Source organism: Neobacillus niacini NBRC 15566 (genome assembly GCF_001591505.1).
Classification (GTDB): domain Bacteria; phylum Bacillota; class Bacilli; order Bacillales; family Cytobacillaceae; genus Neobacillus; species Neobacillus niacini.
Genome location: NZ_BCVA01000008.1, coordinates 51,313 through 68,668 on the forward strand (window position 1 = coordinate 51,313; position 17,356 = coordinate 68,668).

Annotated in this window: 12 protein-coding genes; 11 read left to right on the plus strand and 1 reads right to left on the minus strand. The window is 39.3% G+C overall.

Features of this window, described 5'->3' with window-relative positions:
* Window positions 1-127 precede the first annotated feature (127 nt).
* From BANA01_RS09350 to BANA01_RS09385, 8 genes are all read left to right on the plus strand, one after another.
* The gene (locus BANA01_RS09350; RefSeq protein WP_034677469.1) at window positions 128-1,198 is read left to right on the plus strand and encodes a Wadjet anti-phage system protein JetD domain-containing protein; all 1,071 of its coding nucleotides are present in this window, start codon (window positions 128-130) and stop codon (window positions 1,196-1,198) included.
* Window positions 1,189-2,700: a hypothetical protein gene (locus tag BANA01_RS09355; protein WP_235847094.1), complete on the plus strand. Its 1,512-nt coding sequence runs from the start codon at window positions 1,189-1,191 to the stop codon at window positions 2,698-2,700. The genes BANA01_RS09350 and BANA01_RS09355 overlap by 10 nt, the downstream gene beginning before the upstream one ends.
* On the plus strand, window positions 2,700-3,446 hold the full coding sequence (locus BANA01_RS09360) for a DUF6063 family protein (protein ID WP_034677472.1): 747 nt from the start codon (window positions 2,700-2,702) through the stop codon (window positions 3,444-3,446). The genes BANA01_RS09355 and BANA01_RS09360 overlap by 1 nt, the downstream gene beginning before the upstream one ends.
* Window positions 3,424-7,887, plus strand: a complete 4,464-nt coding sequence (locus BANA01_RS09365; RefSeq protein ID WP_034677474.1) for a hypothetical protein — start codon at window positions 3,424-3,426, stop codon at window positions 7,885-7,887. Before BANA01_RS09360 ends, BANA01_RS09365 begins: the two co-directional genes overlap by 23 nt.
* 385 nt (window positions 7,888-8,272) lie before the next feature.
* The gene (locus tag BANA01_RS09370; RefSeq protein WP_034677475.1) at window positions 8,273-10,018 is read left to right on the plus strand and encodes an alkaline phosphatase D family protein; all 1,746 of its coding nucleotides are present in this window, start codon (window positions 8,273-8,275) and stop codon (window positions 10,016-10,018) included.
* A gap of 236 nt (window positions 10,019-10,254) precedes the next feature.
* Entirely contained in the window at window positions 10,255-10,746 is a 492-nt protein-coding gene (locus BANA01_RS09375; protein WP_034677477.1) for a DUF6803 family protein, read from the plus strand.
* 150 nt (window positions 10,747-10,896) lie between these two features.
* Window positions 10,897-12,258: a cytochrome ubiquinol oxidase subunit I gene (locus BANA01_RS09380; RefSeq protein WP_034677479.1), complete on the plus strand. Its 1,362-nt coding sequence runs from the start codon at window positions 10,897-10,899 to the stop codon at window positions 12,256-12,258.
* Between the two features lie 12 nt (window positions 12,259-12,270).
* Window positions 12,271-13,308, plus strand: coding sequence for a cytochrome d ubiquinol oxidase subunit II (locus BANA01_RS09385; protein ID WP_034677480.1), 1,038 nt, complete (start codon window positions 12,271-12,273; stop codon window positions 13,306-13,308).
* A gap of 501 nt (window positions 13,309-13,809) precedes the next feature.
* Here BANA01_RS09385 and BANA01_RS09390 read toward each other — a convergent pair.
* The gene (locus tag BANA01_RS09390; protein ID WP_034677481.1) at window positions 13,810-14,007 is read right to left on the minus strand and encodes an H-type small acid-soluble spore protein; all 198 of its coding nucleotides are present in this window, start codon (window positions 14,005-14,007) and stop codon (window positions 13,810-13,812) included.
* Between the two features lie 180 nt (window positions 14,008-14,187).
* Here BANA01_RS09390 and BANA01_RS09395 point away from each other — a divergent pair, with 180 nt between their 5' ends.
* From BANA01_RS09395 to BANA01_RS09405, 3 genes are all read left to right on the plus strand, one after another.
* Entirely contained in the window at window positions 14,188-15,219 is a 1,032-nt protein-coding gene (locus tag BANA01_RS09395; RefSeq protein ID WP_034677482.1) for a Bug family tripartite tricarboxylate transporter substrate binding protein, read from the plus strand.
* Between the two features lie 85 nt (window positions 15,220-15,304).
* Window positions 15,305-15,760 carry a tripartite tricarboxylate transporter TctB family protein gene (locus BANA01_RS09400; RefSeq protein WP_034677483.1) on the plus strand — a complete coding sequence of 152 codons (456 nt, stop codon included), beginning with the start codon at window positions 15,305-15,307 and terminating at the stop codon, window positions 15,758-15,760.
* 34 nt (window positions 15,761-15,794) lie between these two features.
* Window positions 15,795-17,321 (plus strand): tripartite tricarboxylate transporter permease, encoded by a 1,527-nt coding sequence (locus BANA01_RS09405; RefSeq protein WP_034677485.1) that lies wholly within the window; start codon window positions 15,795-15,797, stop codon window positions 17,319-17,321.
* The last annotated feature ends 35 nt before the right edge of the window (window positions 17,322-17,356 follow it).

A 17,356-nucleotide genomic window follows, 5' to 3' on the forward strand; every position in this document is an offset into this window, starting at 1 on the left:
TGAACGGGAAATTTTTGTAAGAAAAAATCCATTTACCAACCTTCACACAACTAGTTTATAATAAAAGGATGTCCAAATTGGATGATAGGAGTCTATTCCTATGAAACTAAGAGATTTAAGTAGGTGAATGGTCATCGACATCATTGAAACAAGGGTGAGAGGGTTTATTGCTGATATTCAACACCCAAAACAAAAAAAGAAGATTAATATCAACGATTTAGAGATTCAGTTGCGCAGGCTTTTGGATGATTATTTCGAAATGGACGGGTATGCATTGTTCCACCGTGCCATTGAAGCCTTGCAAGCTGAGGGAATTCTTATTCCTATACAAAATAATCAATATAATGGCAGAACACCAGGGCTGCCATTATATTACTGGGTTAATATAAAAGTTCAATCAGCCAAATGGGATCGTCTTGGGATGATGAAATTAAGTGATCAGTTTGACTTTTCCTTTTATGAACGGCACCCCCAATGGCAAACGAAAGACGAATGGGACCGAATCCACCATTTATATTCGTTTCTACAATCCAGTCAGGAACGGGATATTGTATCAGTCGAAGAAAGAAGCTTGGAGCTCTTCGGTCATGAAAAATTTCTACTCGACGGTGATAGTTTTCCTGAAGGGAAAGGATTTTTAGCTAGAATAGGAGTATCAGAAGAGCGTCTTAAAATGGTTAACTACGGGGAGCCATTTGTATTTTGGATGAAGCAAGGGAAAGAAATTAACGATATTCAGCGGGTACTGATTGTTGAGAATCTATCTTTTTTCCATACTTCCATTAAGTTATTGGAAGCCAATCAACTTGATTATGAACCTGAACTGATTATTTACGGTGAAGGGACTAAGATTGAACGGAGCTTTTCTTTTTTCTTCCGAATGTTTCCAGCCAAAAACTATCTTTTCTATTACGCAGGTGATTTGGATGTTGCAGGATACGGCATCCTCATTCGGCTTATCGAAAAGTATTCGGATTGCTGTATTCAGCCTGCCTTAAAAATTTATCGAAAAATGCTTAAATGTATAGATCAGCGAAATGAGCAAAAGCAAGGCCAAACACAGAATCTTAAATACCGTGACGCCTTCTTTCAATGGTTTACCGAAGAGGAGCAAAATCTATTAATGCAATTATGGCAGGAAAATAAACGGATTCCGCAAGAGGTTTTAAACATCGAAACATGGAGGAGATGGCTGTGAACGAATCATGGGAAGGATTTGCCCAGCGAATCCAACGATTAAATCCACTGTTTGAGCTTGGCAGGGGAATGGAAGTAGGGGAATTGAAACCACATATCCAAACCATTCTCATGCAAGTTCTTCTCACCATCTTTTATCGTGAATTAAATGATGATGATCATCGTCGTAAGTCAGATATTAAGTATATGGTGGAAGATTCTATTAAACAGATGAAACTATTAGCAGACGAAAAGCAAATTGAACGGATTACAAGCGGGCTCCTTTATCAGGGTAAAGAAGAGTATAGTAAACCGTTTGAAGCCTTATATTACGATGAAATAAAACAATCCTGGGAGACACAAACCTTTCGATATGTCACCATGGATGAATTATATACGAATTTGGAGATGGGCGGATCCATTGTATATAAACTCACCGATGTCGCTCAGGAAATGATTTTTATGAGCAGGGAAATGGCAGAGGAATTCTCGATTACGATTGAACAACTCTACAGTATGCAGTTGATTAAAAACGGTAATTTCAGAAAAGCCACTCGTAACCTCGATCATCTCATTTCACGTGTGAACCGCCTAATGGCAAAGGAATTCTCCTTTCAAAAGGAAATGATTAATAATCCCAAAATCTTATTAATTGAAGATGAATGGCAAAGGGCAGACAATCGTGTTGAAATTGAGAAGCAATTTGAAGAAGAGAAAAATCACTTCCGGACGATTACTAGTATGATAGATAAGACAAAACGAAGAAACGAAGAAGATGATTTTATTCAAAAAGAATTGATTCTACTTCAAGAAAAAATTGGCCATACTAGGCAGCTGCATGATCGTTTTGCCAAACTCGTCATTCAAAATATTTCCTATGAGATGAAATTAAAAGCTGAAAACCCTTCATTGTTTTGGGAAAACAGTCTCGTTTCATTTCGAGAGCATTTTTATGAAAATTGGTTAATGAAGGAAGGCGTTCAACGTTTCACTGTCATAGAAAAACTACTATCTCCTTTATTCTCACCGAAGAATGAATTTATCTTGCCGCTTGACTGGATTTGGGGTGAGCAAGAACTCAATGAAAAACAAGTAACTGATACAATCATTGAAGAGGAACAAGAAGAAGGAATCACCAGACTACGAGTGACCAACTGGGATTCTGTTATCAAGGCATGGAGTTATGTATTTCAGTTTTTACAAACCAACGGTGAATTTTCATTAACCGATTTAAAAGAGCTGCCATTAGAAGTGCAGGACTTATGGTTTGAAGAATCTGAAACGATTGATTTGTGGATGATGTTCGATAAAAAGCCGCTGAAGGTCCAAGTGCTCCATCGAAAGGAAGAAACCTTAAGCGATGAGAGGGAAATTCTTCTTTATAAACTAATGAAGGAATATCCACAATTTGAAATGTTTGAAGGCTTAAAAATCTATACCATGTTCGATCATCAGGCGGAACCTTTTCTGTGGTATCAAACGAAAATGACCCCTTTTAAAATTTGTGTAGAGGAGAATAAGTGATGAATGCAGAAACAATCAAAAAAGCATCAGCTGTCTATTTTACTCTATTAAAAGAAAAAGTAATTGATGAAAATAGTGAACACTTCCAAACCTATTTTGATCCGGAAGTAAGACAGACAGTACTATTATTAGCAGACGAATCCGGTACATATATCATTGAAGCCCCTAAACGCATCCATTTAGTGGTTCAGCCAACGGGTTCGGTCTTTGCAACCAATTTTACCCATTTAAAAGATAAGCATAAGCAAGTGGAAACGAAAAAACATTTTCATCTTATCAGCATTATCATTATGTCTTTTTTGGCAGCCATCGATCGAAACCAGGCTGCAAAAATCCGCACGAAGCGAGAAGGCATTAGCTTTTATGCATTAGAACGCCAAGTAAATGATCTCATCATGAAATGGGAGAGCCTGCTTAAAAATCAACCCACCTTTGGAGAAGAAGAACGAATTGATATGAAGGAAGTGGTGATTACATGGAAATACATGGAGGTCGATAGTGACGATTTTGGGTTAAAAAAGGGCAATAGACGAACTAGGATTGGTTTAATTGCCGGTGCTATGCGCTTATTAGAGAGTGAGGGGCTTATCGTCATATTGGACCGAGACGATATCGCTAAGGTCATTCCAAAACAAGAACTTTTTGAACGGATTGAATACTTGTATCATGATTATGACCGTTATGAACTTTTTAAAAAGTTAATGACATCAGAGGAGGATGAGCATGCCGAAAATCCATCGAATTAGAATTGTCGGCCTCAAGTATGATGGCATGCAAAAGCAATATAAAGATACCACGTTTAATTTCCATAATGAGGAGACATCCACAAATGGGCTGATTGCGATGATGAATGGCGGCGGGAAAGGTGTGTTTCTTCAGACCATTTTCCAGATACTTAAACCAGGTACCTCTTGGGGAAAGCAAAACAATCGTTATTACCAGCAGTTCTTTTTTAATAATAAAGAGCAATTTATTCCCTATACTTTTCATGTTCTCATTCAGTGGGAGTTGGACGGTGCGGACCACCGCCATTTGATAACTGGAGGAATGTTTTCAGCTGAGCAGCGGATTTCGATGAGTGAAGAAAACGAAAATAAAACATTAGAACAGGAAGCTAAGATTCTTCCTAATATAACATTCTATACAAGAGAATTTGAACGGAAGGAAGAAGCTTCCATTGAGCATATTCCGCTCTATGAAAATGGTGAGGTGGCTGAAACCGAAGGCTTAAAAGACTATTTAAAGTGGAATGGATATGACGTTTACCGAGATACGAAAAAGCATTATCGCATTCTTGATACATACGGCATTAACCGTAAAGACTGGGATATTATGAAGGACATTAATAAAGATGAAGGCGGCGTTGGAAAATACTTCGAGGGAGCTGAGGATGATCATTCCCTGTTCCAAAAACGAATCATTCCAACCGTAAGTCAGGTCTTACATCGAACCGAACACCAAAAGAACGATCTAGTGGAGATATTCAAAAGTCAGGCCAGTATCGCAAAGGATCTGCCTGTCCTATTGAAAAGAGAGCAAGCTCATAAAGAGTTTTTAGAAGACATTGTCCCATTTGAAGAGCACTTAGCTAAAGGGGTAGAACATAAAGAAATTGTTCAGGCAAGTATACAAACTGGCAGGCAGCTTCTAGGTGCGCTGGAGCATTTGAAGCAAACAGAAGAGGAAGGTTTGCTTACTCTGCAGAAAGACATAGAGAAACTAATCATTAAGCAAGCAGATTTACGTTATCAAAAGGATAATTTGGAGTTTGCAAAAGCTCACAGAGACGTCATGGATTGGGAAAAGAAATTAGTACAAGAAAAGGAAAAACATGTTTCCTTACAAAGTGTTGTGAAAGAAAAACAGGAACGAAAAGAACAGCTTGCTTTTCAAGCGTTATTGAAAGAATGGAATGAAAATGAACAGAGTATTGTTTCCCTCTCTCAGCAGATTGCAACATTGGAACAAAATAGCGGGTTAGAGCAAGTGAATCAAAGAATGGACGAAATTAAAAAAGAAGCGAGAGAACAATGGAATCATTCTTTTCTATCGATACAAGAAGGGATAAAACAGTATCTAGGGTATCAAAAGTTCTTAACTAAAAAAGCAAAAGAGCTGTCGCAGCAGGAGAAACAAAAGACGACAGAGATTGCTCAGCTCAGTTCTGAAATTGATTTTCTTTATACGCAAATGCATAACTTTGATTCTAAGGAAGCAGCACTCATTAAGGAATTTGGCGACCGCTTAACTTATGATTTAAAGGGCTTGACTGACAGTTTCTTGAAGCAAATTGATGAGAAAAATGCAAGATTAGTAGAGCTGCATACAAAGGATAAGGAATCTAGTGAAAAGCAAAACAAGTTGGCCACTTCCCATGGTACACACGTTCAATCGATTCAGTATTCAGAAGAGAAATATGAGGAATTAAGCCTTGCAAATGAAAAGCAAAAAGAAAGAGAAGCAAAACTAGTAGATCGGCTGCATGGTTTACTGGATGATGTTACAGCACCGTTAACGCACTCTCTCTTATCCAAGTATAGCCTGCAAATAGAAGAAATATTGAGCAATAACCGACAACAAGCAGAACAAATGAAAAAAGAACTTTGGGAAACACAACTTGACTATTCCTTAAACGATGAGCCCTTTTGGATTGCCAATAAAGATGTGAAAGAGTTAAAGGAATGGATTGATGAGAAGACTGGAATTGATGTCTTTTATGGAACTCAATTTCTTCAATCTTTAAGTCCCGAAGAATTGGCGAATACCCTTATTAACGATCCGCTGCTTCCATACGGTTTGGTCGTAAGCGGGCAGCAATGGCAAAAAATTAACCAGCAGGTTCTCTCAGGAAGAATGTTTAAGAGTCCTGTTCCGATTTTCTTGCGTGAGGAAATGAACAATGAACAGCAACAACCAACCTTTGTCATCATTAACGGAAAAGAGAAAGAGCTTTTAACCGATAAAAATCAATTTACCAGCTGGAAAATAAATATTACAAAACAAATTGAAGACAAGAAAGATACCCTTTTTGAAATTGAAAAAACAGAAACCTCCTTGCGTCGTGTTTTAAAAGAAATCGATCGTTTTTCATCAAGTGAGCTTTCTAGTGATATCGAAAAAGCGATGATTCAGGAACAAAACACTCTTCTTTCTTTGAAAACGAAGCTACAGGAAATTAAGACACAAGAAGAGAAAGAAAAAGAATCACAGCTTGCGTTAAGAGAACAGCTGGAAAAGACAAAAGGGAAGATAGAAAAATTTTCAAAAAATGTTGAGACATTAGAGGGTTTTGATCAGGAAAAAACGCTTCACTTAGAAAATAAACGGGTAAAACTGGAAAAAGAAAAACAGAAGGAAGCCTTGACACTTCAGCAACAAGAAATAGGTAAAGAGCACCAGCAGACCGTTGAACTGCAAAATCAGTGGAATCAAACATACCTAGAATGGAAACTTACCACCGAACAAAATATAAAGGAAATTGCCTTCTTTATTGAAGAAGCCGTTTTTCCTGCCGAACAAAAAGCGGAGCAAAGTGAAGAGGTTCCTAAGCTTTCACCACATTTATTACAAGAGATAAACGGAAGTATCGGGGAGCTAAGGCAGCTGCAAAAATCCAAAGAAGAACAAGCTAGGGAATTACTCGTTCTTCAAGCAAGGAAAGAAACGGAGCAAAAGCAGCAGAAGAAATTAGAGAAAAAACTCCATACCCATGATGAGGAGTGGAATAAAGCAGCCGAACCGGAGGAACCGATTAGTATATTAGAAAACATGCTGCAAAATGCTCAGAAGGAAGCAAAGGCAGCGGAAAAAGAAGAACGGGAACAAGGAACTGCGGTAACGGTGGCGGAAACTTCCTTAAAGCACGCGACTGAACAGCGTGACAAATTAGGTAAAAAGATAGAAAAACATGAAAAACAGCCAGAAACCTGGGAAGACCTTGATTTAGAAGTCAAAGAAGTAGAGATTAAAGACCAAACAAAAGTAACGAAAGAGGAAGTAAAGAAGGCTGAGAAGGTTCAAAAAGAAACAGAAACGAATATAGCTGGCTATGAAGGAGACTTATTAACCCTATCGGTTATCCTTAAAGAAGAAGCAGCTGTATTTACGAATAATGATGTTGAAAAAATTAAGAGTCAAGGTAAGGCATGTATCTTGTCTTGGTGTGAAGAACATCAAGCGGTTCAAGAAGAAGGTCAGGAAAAACATGCGAAGATTGACCAATCATTGCGCAATCTCAAGCTTACGATTGAAGGGAAGGATTGGGAAGTTCGTTTTAAAAATGAAGTACTAACCACCCTTGACCATTTGGATACGAGGCATTATACGCATATCCAAACCATTGTTAAAAATATGAAGCGTTTTTCACAAAGTGGTTTGGAACAATTAGAACGAGATAAGGAAAGGGCAGAGAAGGCGCAAAACTTCTGGGCCAGCCGTGCCAGCATGAAAGTGATGAGCATTTCAGAGGCAATTCGTTCGATGGTGGCGAAAATGAAACTGAAAAATGAACGAGGATCTTTCCCGCTCGTCCAGCTTAAAGAAGATATCTTACCTAAAAAGCCTGAAGATATCGAACCACTGCTGAAACAGCATTTTGTTTCTGCGATTAACAAAATCACGAAACAATTTGTTATGATTGATGATCATAACCGGGCCTTAGACGAAGAAATTAAACAGCTGATTAGTGATGAGCAAATATTATTTGTGTCACTTCGAAATCGTTATCCTGAGCTTTTGGTTTACAACATGCGAACGGATAATGCCTTTATGTACGGGAAGCCGCAAAGAGAGCATTATTCAACCTGGCAGACAATCAATCAAGGTTCTAAGACGAAATCAGACGGCAGTGGCGGACAAAAGTTATCAGCACGAATGGTGATGATGATGATGTTATTATCGGTTAAAAGTGAAACCGACCATAGCTGGGTTCCATTAGTCTGTGATAATCCGTTCGGACAAGCGGCATCCGCACATGTCCTTGACCCGATTTTCGCCGTTGCTGAAAAACTGAAGTTCCAATTCATTGTGGTTACGCCGCCAGAGCTAGTGAAAACGGAAATTAGTCAACGATTCGACGCCTATTATAAATTGGATTTCATTCGTGAAAAAGGAAAAGAAATAGTATCTGACACGATTGTTCCGGCCTTTCGGATTTACCAGGGGGAGGAAGTTTCTCAGGTAAGGTAACACAATGATAAAGGAACCAAACGTAAAAATCTCACTTTCTGTAGAGAAGGTGGGATTTTTTTGTTTAAGAGGCACCTAAGATAGCAAAAGTAAGTGACTTGTACATTTTAATAGAGTGATAGTTTGTAAGTTTTTTATGAAAATAATATGAAGAAAAACAGGAGGAAAAGGCTATTTAAAATCGATAAAATTTGCCGTTGATTGAAAGAATTCCCAATTATTGTTGTAATTTCTTATCCCCATCTAAATTGAAAGGCCTATTATAAATGAACCACCTATCAAACATCATACTATTTCTTTATTTACAAACTTCATAATATTTTAACAAACCTTGGCTATAATCAAAGCCGAAGTAGAAATATGTATGCTGAGAGGGGAAGAAATCATGACCAATTTGGATGAAATGATTAGGAAGTTTAACAAACAAAATTTGAACAAGAATTTAGACCGTCGAAGCTTTCTTTCTGGAGCTGGAAAGATCGCAGGACTGTCCCTTGGTCTAACAATCGCTCAATCACTTGGAGGATTTAAAGTAGATGCGGCTCCAAATTTCAGCGAATATCCTTTTACTCTTGGTGTTGCTTCCGGCGACCCACTGTCAGACAGTGTCGTATTATGGACAAGGTTGGCACCGGATCCACTAAATGGTGGAGGAATGCCAGCTCACGTTGTTCCTGTTAATTGGGAACTTGCAACAGACGAAAACTTCCGAAACGTAATCAAACGAGGGACCGAACATGCTTCTCCTAATCTCGCCCATTCAGTCCATGTAGAAGTGAGCGGTCTGAAGCCAAATAGTGTTTATTTTTATCGTTTCAAGACCGGAAATGAACTAAGTCCTGTTGGAAAAACAAAAACCTTACCAGCACCAGGTACCAATGTAGCAAGCATGACTTTCGCATTCGCTTCCTGTCAGCAGTATGAACACGGCTATTTTACTGCGTACAAGCATTTGGCAAAAGAGGATCTTGATCTTGTATTCCATCTTGGCGATTACATATATGAATACGGTACGAACGAGTATCTATCACCAACGGGTAATGTCCGTGCCCATAAAGGTGACGAAATTATCACGATTGAAGATTATCGCAATCGTCATGCTCAGTATCGTTCAGATGAACACCTCAAAGCTGCACACGCGGCATTCCCGTGGGTGGTTACATGGGATGACCATGAAGTGGAAAACAACTACGCAAATGTCATTCCGGAAAAAGACCAGTCTGTTGAAGAATTTATCAAACGCCGTGCTGCTGCTTATCAAGCTTATTACGAACATATGCCGCTCCGAAGGTCGTCTTTGCCTCACGATGGTGGCATGCAATTATACAGGGATTTCACATATGGTGATTTGGCGAACTTCTATGTTCTTGATACACGTCAATACCGTGATGACCAAGCGAATGGTGATGGATCAAAAGCTCATACACCGGAATCATTGGATCCAAAGCGCACTCTTCTTGGAGTTGAACAAGAAAAATGGTTGCTTGACAATCTAGGAAACACAAAATCTAATTGGAACGTCCTTGCTCAACAAATATTCTTTGCCCAGCGCAAAACTGGAAGCATCACTGCTCCGAAATACAGCATGGATTCATGGGATGGCTATCCGGCCGCACGTCAGCGCATTACGGATTTCGTTGCTGACAATAACATCAACAATGTGGTTGTTCTCACAGGAGATGTCCATGCAAGCTGGGCTTCTAACCTTTTGGCTGATTACAACAATCCAGAATCTCGGATTCTCGGAGCAGAGTTTGTAGGAACATCCATTACTTCGGGTGGAAACGGGTCAGATTGGCGTGCAGACACGGCTAAAACTTTAGCGGATAACCCACACATCAAATTCTTTAATAATTACCGCGGTTACGTTCGTTGCCAGGTAACCCCTGAACAATGGCGTGCAGATTACCGTGTCGTCCCATTTGTAACCGAGCATGGAGCAGATATTTCAACAAGAGCATCATTTGTTTTTGAGAAAGACCTGAAAGGGCTCAAAGAAATAGCGACTACTACAGTCCCTATGGGTGTTCAAATGTCTGATGAAGTGGAAGAAGATCGCCACCGTGCCCACACCCGCGCTCACGAAAAGCAAATGGAGAAAAAGCGCAAACGAGAAGCTGTTACGAATTAATTTGGTGTAGCGGGGAACACCTGTACTTTCCGCTGTTTAAAAATTTAATGGAAATAGAGCTGGCGGTATATTTCCGTCAGCTCTATTTTGTATGCTAATTAAAAATTACCCCATAATCATAAAGTAGAGGATATGTCATGTTTTTGTCACAGTTTCTTCATCTAAACTTTATATCCTAAACCTACAATCAATCTGCAGAGAAACAGAATAAAGAAATTTTTAGGAGGATAAAGCATATGAACATGACACATTATATGGGCCTGCTAGCAGACAATCAACCATGGAACCTGATTATTTTTATGGCCATTCCGGTTATCTGTGCGGAAACGATCGCTGTAACAGAATTAGCGATTTTGTTTACTAGAAATCTGACTGGCAAATTAAGATTGGTCAACAAAATAACATCTATTTTTGTAGGAATTTATTTCACTGGTATTTTTATTTACTTATTCTTTAATGCTGTTTTACCGATTACATCAAACGGAGAATGGCATGGTTGGATTGATGTAGTGGCAGTAGGGTTTTACCTATTAGGGATTGTCCCATTGCTGGGCATGGCACTTTTGGATTTAAATTTGATTTATAAAAACAAAACACAAGAAGGAAAGTTAAAAGTTCACGCAACCTTTGTAGGTATGTTCCTGATTTTTGCGCACATTGCTATGATTGCTGGAATGGTCGATCCAACAATCGTTTCTAACATGCCTACTATGGGTCATAATATGTAATATAAATGTATCTCACCTTCAAATTGGAGGTGAGATTTTTTATTGGTAGCGTATTTTCATAAATAAGATGTTAGAAAACACAAGTTTACATATTATTGGACCTTTTGGAAATAATTATCAAGACTATACTACGTGAGGGGAGAACTATTTTTGAGTGACATCTTAATAGCCCGTTCCTTATTTGGAACAACCATGGCTTTTCATATTATCTTTGCCACGATAGGAGTTGGCTTGCCGCTGATGATTTTAGCTGCAGAACTTCTCTATCAAAAAACAAAAGATCAAGATTATGTAGTAATGGCAAAACGCTGGACTAAAGCATTTGCAGTTTTACTGGGCGTTGGGATTCCCACCGGTACGATTGCGGGTACACAATTATCGTTACTTTGGCCAGGTTTTATGGAAGTGATAGGTAGAGTAATGCCTCTTCCTTTCCAAATCGAAATCTATGCCTTTTTTATTGAGGCATTGTTTATGTCGATCTACGTCTATGCAGCAGAAAGAATAGCTCCTTGGATGCGAATCGTTAGTTTAGTTTTAGTGGCAATTGGGGCATTGTCCTCTGCAGTCTTAATTACCAATGTCCATGCCTTTCAGGGTACACCGGCAGGTTTCCGTTATGAAGATGGGAAATTTCTCGACATTGACCCTTGGGCAGCTTTTTTTAACCCAAGCTTTTTTGTTACAGCCGGACATGTGGCGTTGTCTGCCTATGTAGTAGGAGCTTTTGTGGTTGCTTCTGTTGCGTCTTTTAAAATGATGAAAAATAAAATCGGATCGCGAGTATATTTATTTCATCAAAAAGCACTAGTTCTAAGTCTTGTTGTAGGCGGGATTTTTGCTTTTCTAACGGCTTTAAATGGACATGAATCTGCTCAATACCTTCATAAGTACCAGCCGGAAAAATTAGCTGCAGCGGAAGGGTTATTTGAAACACAATCCCATGCACCCTTGGCCATAGGTGGCTTTACCGACCCAAAAACAAAGGAAATAAAAGGAGCTATTGAAATACCTTGGGCGCTAAGTTTTCTTGCGGGAAACAGCTTTGATACGGTAGTTGTCGGCTTAAACGATTATCCAGAGGAACTGTGGCCGCCATTATTTATCCATACTCTTTTTAATGGGATGGTGTTTATTGGATCCGCACTTATCATGGTTCCTTTACTTGTTTTTGCATGGAGGAAATTTTTGAAAAAATCACATTATCCAAGGCTCATGCTTTGGGGGCTGGTAACGACAGGTCCTCTGGCTGTCATCGCCATTGAATGTGGATGGATTTTTGCGTGCACCGGCCGTCAGCCGTGGGTCATTTACCACATCTTATCGACGGCAGAGTCTGCAACGACGGCAACCAACTTAGGCCCTCTATTTATATCGTTTATTGTTGTTTACATCATCCTAGGGCTTTCTGTGGTGTTCGTATTACTCTATTTCTTTAGAAAAAACACAGAATTAGATGATATCGAGCGTGCTGAGAAAAAAAGCACCCCATTATTTAGTTCAAATTCATAGGAGGAGAAACGTATGGCTGATGCTCTTATTGCAATTACCGTGCTATGGGGGTTCGTGTTTATTTATGCAGTTATGGCCACAATGGATTTTGGAGCCGGCTTTTGGTCAATGGTTTACATTAATCGGGAAAAAACGAAAGCAACGAACATTGCCAATCGCTATTTATCTCCAACTTGGGAAGTGACAAATACCTTTATTGTTGCGTTGGTTGTTGCTGTCTATAGCCTTTTTCCAAGTGCGGCCAATATTTTAGGGACGATATTATTGATTCCTGGGAGCTTGATCCTTCTATTACTTGCATTACGGAGTGCTTTTTTAGTTTTTTCAAACATTGCTACGGAATACAAAAAGCCGTTAACCTACATTTCTGGTATTGCAGGAATCATTATTCCCGGCCTGTTAATTAGTGTATTGCCGATTACACATGGTCACTATGTTGATATTGTAAATGGCAATGCCAATTTAAACCTAAGTAAGCTCTTTACGAGCCCCAATGAGTATGCCTTTATTGGGTTTGCGATCACGAGTACACTTTTTCTCTCATCTTTACTATTAGCCGATTATTCCAAGGCTTCGAATGAAATGGAGGCATATCGTGTCTACCTTCGCGATGGAAAAATACTTGGACCGATCTCATTAATAATGGCATTACTGATTATGCTGACGCTAAAAAGTGAAGTGGGATGGTTATATACTAAAATGATGGAAGATCTTCCCTTACTATTGATTTCGGTTGGGTTCTTTTTAATCATCGGTTACGGATTATATGCGTCCAATCCTTTTCAAAAAGGGGTACGAGGCATGCCAAGACTCGCTGTCATTGCAGTTACCATTCAATACCTCATTGCTAGCTATGTATATGGCAAGGCCCATTTACCTTATATCATCTATCCAAATGTTACGATTGAGTCGGCCTTTACAGACCCTAACTCATTTAAAGCCGTGTTTATCACCTATATCGTTGGATTTGCCATTCTTTTCCCGGGCTTCATTTACTTTTGGAGTTTATTTATGAATGATAAACGATATTTGAGGCAAAAGGGGAACTAGTAGAAACAAAAAAATCTCACCTAAAGGTGGGATTCAGATTGTCGAGAAAGGTATCTTTCTTGGCAATTTTTTACTTTTATGCTATTTTGAGGACAAATCGCATGAGCAGCAAGTAATAATTTGTCCTCAATACGGGGTCTTAAGGACAAATCGCGTGAGCACCAAGGAAGGATTTGTCCTCAATACGGGGTCTTAAGGACAAATCGTGTGAGCACCAAGGAAGGATTTGTCCTCAATACGGGCTTTTGAAGACAAATTACCAGTGCAGCGGGCAAGGATTTGTCCTCAATACAGGGTCTTGAGGACGAATCGCCAGACAGCGAATAAGGATTTGTCCTTAATACAGGATCTTGATGGTAAATCGTACTAGTCCCTTTTTAATCATAGTCAAAATAAAGGCTGTCGAGACTTTCTCGACAGCCTGAATCTCACCTAAAGGTGGGATTTTTTTGACCAGCTATGCAGTTTTAGTAGTTGAATATGGAGATGTACATGTTTTCATTATTCAGTGTAATACTCTCCCGTTTCTTCCAAATCATTAATCGGTACGATTTGTCTTTCACTATGAATTCCTCTTTCAGATACAACCGCCTTAATCGATGTATCATCTATACTTTCAATCCACACAGGAATTCCATGATAGTGAACGGATATTTCTTGGTCGGCTAATAGAATTTCTTTGGCACGTTGTAGATTCATATAAACACCTCGATTTTATCCTCTCCGATACAGCCATTTTATATTCTAAAGATCTGCATACACTTCGTGAACAATATGAACAAAATGGTTAATAAGTTTTTAATGCTGTTTAAATGTATAATCTATTAAATATTCAAAAGTTTTGTAAAATTAAGAAAACGTTTACAAGGGGGAAATGAAATGTTTTCTATCAAAAAAATCTCAGCAGTAATGGTTGCAGGTGCATTGGCTCTAAGTATTGGTGCTTGCAGCAACAGTAAAGAGACAGGTAGTACAGAAAAGAAGGAAGAAGGTACCGGCTACCCTACGAAAGCGGTTACAGTTGTGGCGCCATCAGGGGCAGGGGGCGGATGGGATTTAACCGCTCGTGCGTTCGTAAAAGTACTAGGTGAAACGAAAATCGTTGATCAGCCTATGACGGTTGAAAATAAGCCTGGCGGCGGCGGTGCAGTCTTTATGGCTGAATATGCTACCCAGCAAGTTGAAAATAATGACATGCTCTTTGTTAATTCACCACCGATTGTGATTAACAATCTGAAAAAAGAAGGAAACAGCCCATATGGCTATAAAAATACAACACCATTAGCGCAGCTTACAAAAGATTTTGGGGCGATTGTGGTAAAAGCAGATTCCAAATTCACAGACTTAAAATCCGTTTTAGAAGAGGTAAAGAAAGATCCTAGTAAACTAACATTTGCAGGCGGATCTGCACCTGGATCTATGGACCATTTAATTTCCATTTTACCTGCTTATAAGTATGGAGTGGATCCAACAAAAGTGAAATACGTTTCCTATGATGGGGGCGGGGAAGCCATAACAGCACTCCTTGGAGGTAACGCAGATGTAATTGGTACCGATGCTTCAAGTGTTAAAGAATTTTTAAAGGCAGGTAAGGTGCGCGTGTTGGCGATTACCTCAGAAGAGCGTTTAGCCGGTGATTTTAAAGATGTTCCAACTGCAAAAGAACAGGGTGTGGACGCAGAATTTACGATTTGGCGCGGGGTGTTTGGTCCGGAAAAAATGTCTAAAGAAGCCAAGTCATATTGGGAACAATCTATTGATAAGCTCGTTAACTCTCCTGAATGGAAAAAAGAAGTAGAGACGCAAGGCTGGGAACTAGAGTATAAAAACAGTTCTGAATTCAAAAAGTTCTTAGAAGAGCAAGAAAGCCAGGTCCAGCAATTATTAACTGCACTAGGAATGCAAAAGTAAAGAAGACGGGAAGGAGGAACTCGCTCCTTCCTCGGGAAGGAGTTAACTTTCTCCTTCCTCTATTTTTTCTGAAGGGGGATTAAAAATGGAATTAAAATTTGATTACATCGCTTCAGTCTTGTTTCTCGCCGTAGGTGTTCTTTTTATCATTGGGAGCAGAAGTCTTGGAAGTTCTTCCTATGGAAGTGCCGTTGGGCCTGATATATTTCCATTGATTCTTGGCAGCGCACTCGTTTTATTAAGTATCCGTTTATTTTATGAAACATTCGTTACGAAGAATCAACAGGGGACGAAGGAAAAGTTGCAGTACAAGCCTTTCTTAATCATTTTTGTTGCTACATTGGTTTACATATTGACGTTGGAAACGATTGGATATGTCATCACAACCTTCCTGTTTTTATTCGTTTGCTTTCAAACGATGGAACGTTCAAAAGTGATTCTTTCCCTTCTCATTTCTGCATGTTTTTCAGGACTTGTTTATTTTTTATATGTAGAAGTTTTAAAAGGTACACTGCCAGATTGGCCAATTTGGTTTCAGTAGTTAAAGAGAAGGCTTTTGGAAAGGAGATTGAAGCATGAGTACACTAGATTATTTATTTCAAGGATTCCAAACGGCACTTATTTGGTATAATATCCTTTTTGCTTTTGTTGGCGTTTTAATTGGGACCGCTGTTGGTGTGCTTCCTGGGATTGGACCGATGAGTGGCGTTGCTCTTCTTATTCCGGTAACCGCATCCATTACAGGCGGCCTCCCGCCAGAACATGCAGCAACAAGCGCAATTATTCTGCTCGCTGGAGTTTATTATGGAGCGATGTACGGCGGATCGACCACTTCCATTCTATTAAATACACCAGGAGAATCTTCCTCTGTCGTGACGACATTGGACGGTTACCAGATGGCCAAGAAAGGGAGAGCAGGGAGTGCCCTATCTATTGCAGCAATCGGTTCCTTCGTGGCGGGGATAATTACCCTGGTGGCACTGATTGCATTAGCAAAACCATTATCAGCTGTCGCACTTAAGTTTGGTCCGGCCGAATATTTTTCCTTAATGCTTTTAGGACTGGGGGCTGTCAGTGGATTAGCTGGAAAATCCGTAACAAAAGCATTAATAATGACTATCTTTGGGTTATTACTTGGTACGATTGGAATCGACAATGTATCTGGAATTGCTAGATTTACCTTTGATGTTCCGTGGCTATATCAGGGAATTGAGTTTTTAACGATTGCGGTAGGGTTGTTTGCGGTTGGTGAGGTTTTTAAGACCATCTTGGAAAAAGAAGAGGAAGATACTGAGATTGCAAGAATTAATAATTTACTTCCATCTAAAGCTGAGTTAAAAGAATCCGCAGGACCTATTGCCCGAGGTTCGCTCTTAGGATTCTTTGTGGGCATATTACCAGGTGCTGGGGCAACACTAGCTTCCTTCTTTTCTTATATCCTTGAAAAAAAGATCTCGAAAACGCCATCAAAATTTGGAACAGGAACCATTGCAGGGGTTGCAGCACCAGAATCGGCGAATAACGCGGCATCAGGCGGGGCAATGATCCCCTTATTAACCTTAGGTATTCCAGGATCAGGGACTACGGCTATATTAATGGGAGCATTGATGATGTATAACGTCCAGCCCGGTCCGTTATTATTTGAAGACCATCCTCAAGTAGCATGGGGTTTGATTGCCAGCATGTTTATCGGAAACATTATGCTTTTAATTTTAAATCTCCCGCTTGTTAAAGTGTTTGCGAAAATTATACAAACACCAAAGCAATTCTTGATTCCTATGATTATTGCCATTTCCATTTTTGGTGTCTATGCAGTTCAAGTATCAACTTATGATCTTTTACTATTATTGGGATGTGGACTTCTTGGCTATTTCTTGAGCAAGAACGATTATCCAATCGCTCCTCTAGTACTTGGATTAGTGTTAGGACCAATGGTAGAGAATAATTTAAGAAGAGCTTTAACGATTTCTAATGGAGATTTCAGTGTATTCTTAACTAGGCCGATTTCACTTGTTTTTCTAATCATCACCGTTCTTTGGCTGTTAATACCGTTCATGATGAAAAGAAGAGGGAAAGATGTAATTATTAATATTGAAGGTTAAAATTTATAATAATTTGAAAACTCCTTTATTTAAGG

Coding starts and splice junctions, on each gene's coding strand:
- BANA01_RS09370 (WP_034677475.1), top strand. CDS start 8,273: ATGACCAATTTGGATGAAATGATTAGGAAGTTTAACAAACAAAATTTG.
- BANA01_RS09355 (WP_235847094.1), top strand. CDS start 1,189: ATGGCTGTGAACGAATCATGGGAAGGATTTGCCCAGCGAATCCAACGA.
- BANA01_RS09350 (WP_034677469.1), top strand. CDS start 128: ATGGTCATCGACATCATTGAAACAAGGGTGAGAGGGTTTATTGCTGAT.
- BANA01_RS09375 (WP_034677477.1), top strand. CDS start 10,255: ATGAACATGACACATTATATGGGCCTGCTAGCAGACAATCAACCATGG.
- BANA01_RS09405 (WP_034677485.1), top strand. CDS start 15,795: ATGAGTACACTAGATTATTTATTTCAAGGATTCCAAACGGCACTTATT.
- BANA01_RS09365 (WP_034677474.1), top strand. CDS start 3,424: ATGCCGAAAATCCATCGAATTAGAATTGTCGGCCTCAAGTATGATGGC.
- BANA01_RS09360 (WP_034677472.1), top strand. CDS start 2,700: ATGAATGCAGAAACAATCAAAAAAGCATCAGCTGTCTATTTTACTCTA.
- BANA01_RS09390 (WP_034677481.1), bottom strand. CDS start 14,007: ATGAATCTACAACGTGCCAAAGAAATTCTATTAGCCGACCAAGAAATA.
- BANA01_RS09400 (WP_034677483.1), top strand. CDS start 15,305: ATGGAATTAAAATTTGATTACATCGCTTCAGTCTTGTTTCTCGCCGTA.
- BANA01_RS09385 (WP_034677480.1), top strand. CDS start 12,271: ATGGCTGATGCTCTTATTGCAATTACCGTGCTATGGGGGTTCGTGTTT.
- BANA01_RS09395 (WP_034677482.1), top strand. CDS start 14,188: ATGTTTTCTATCAAAAAAATCTCAGCAGTAATGGTTGCAGGTGCATTG.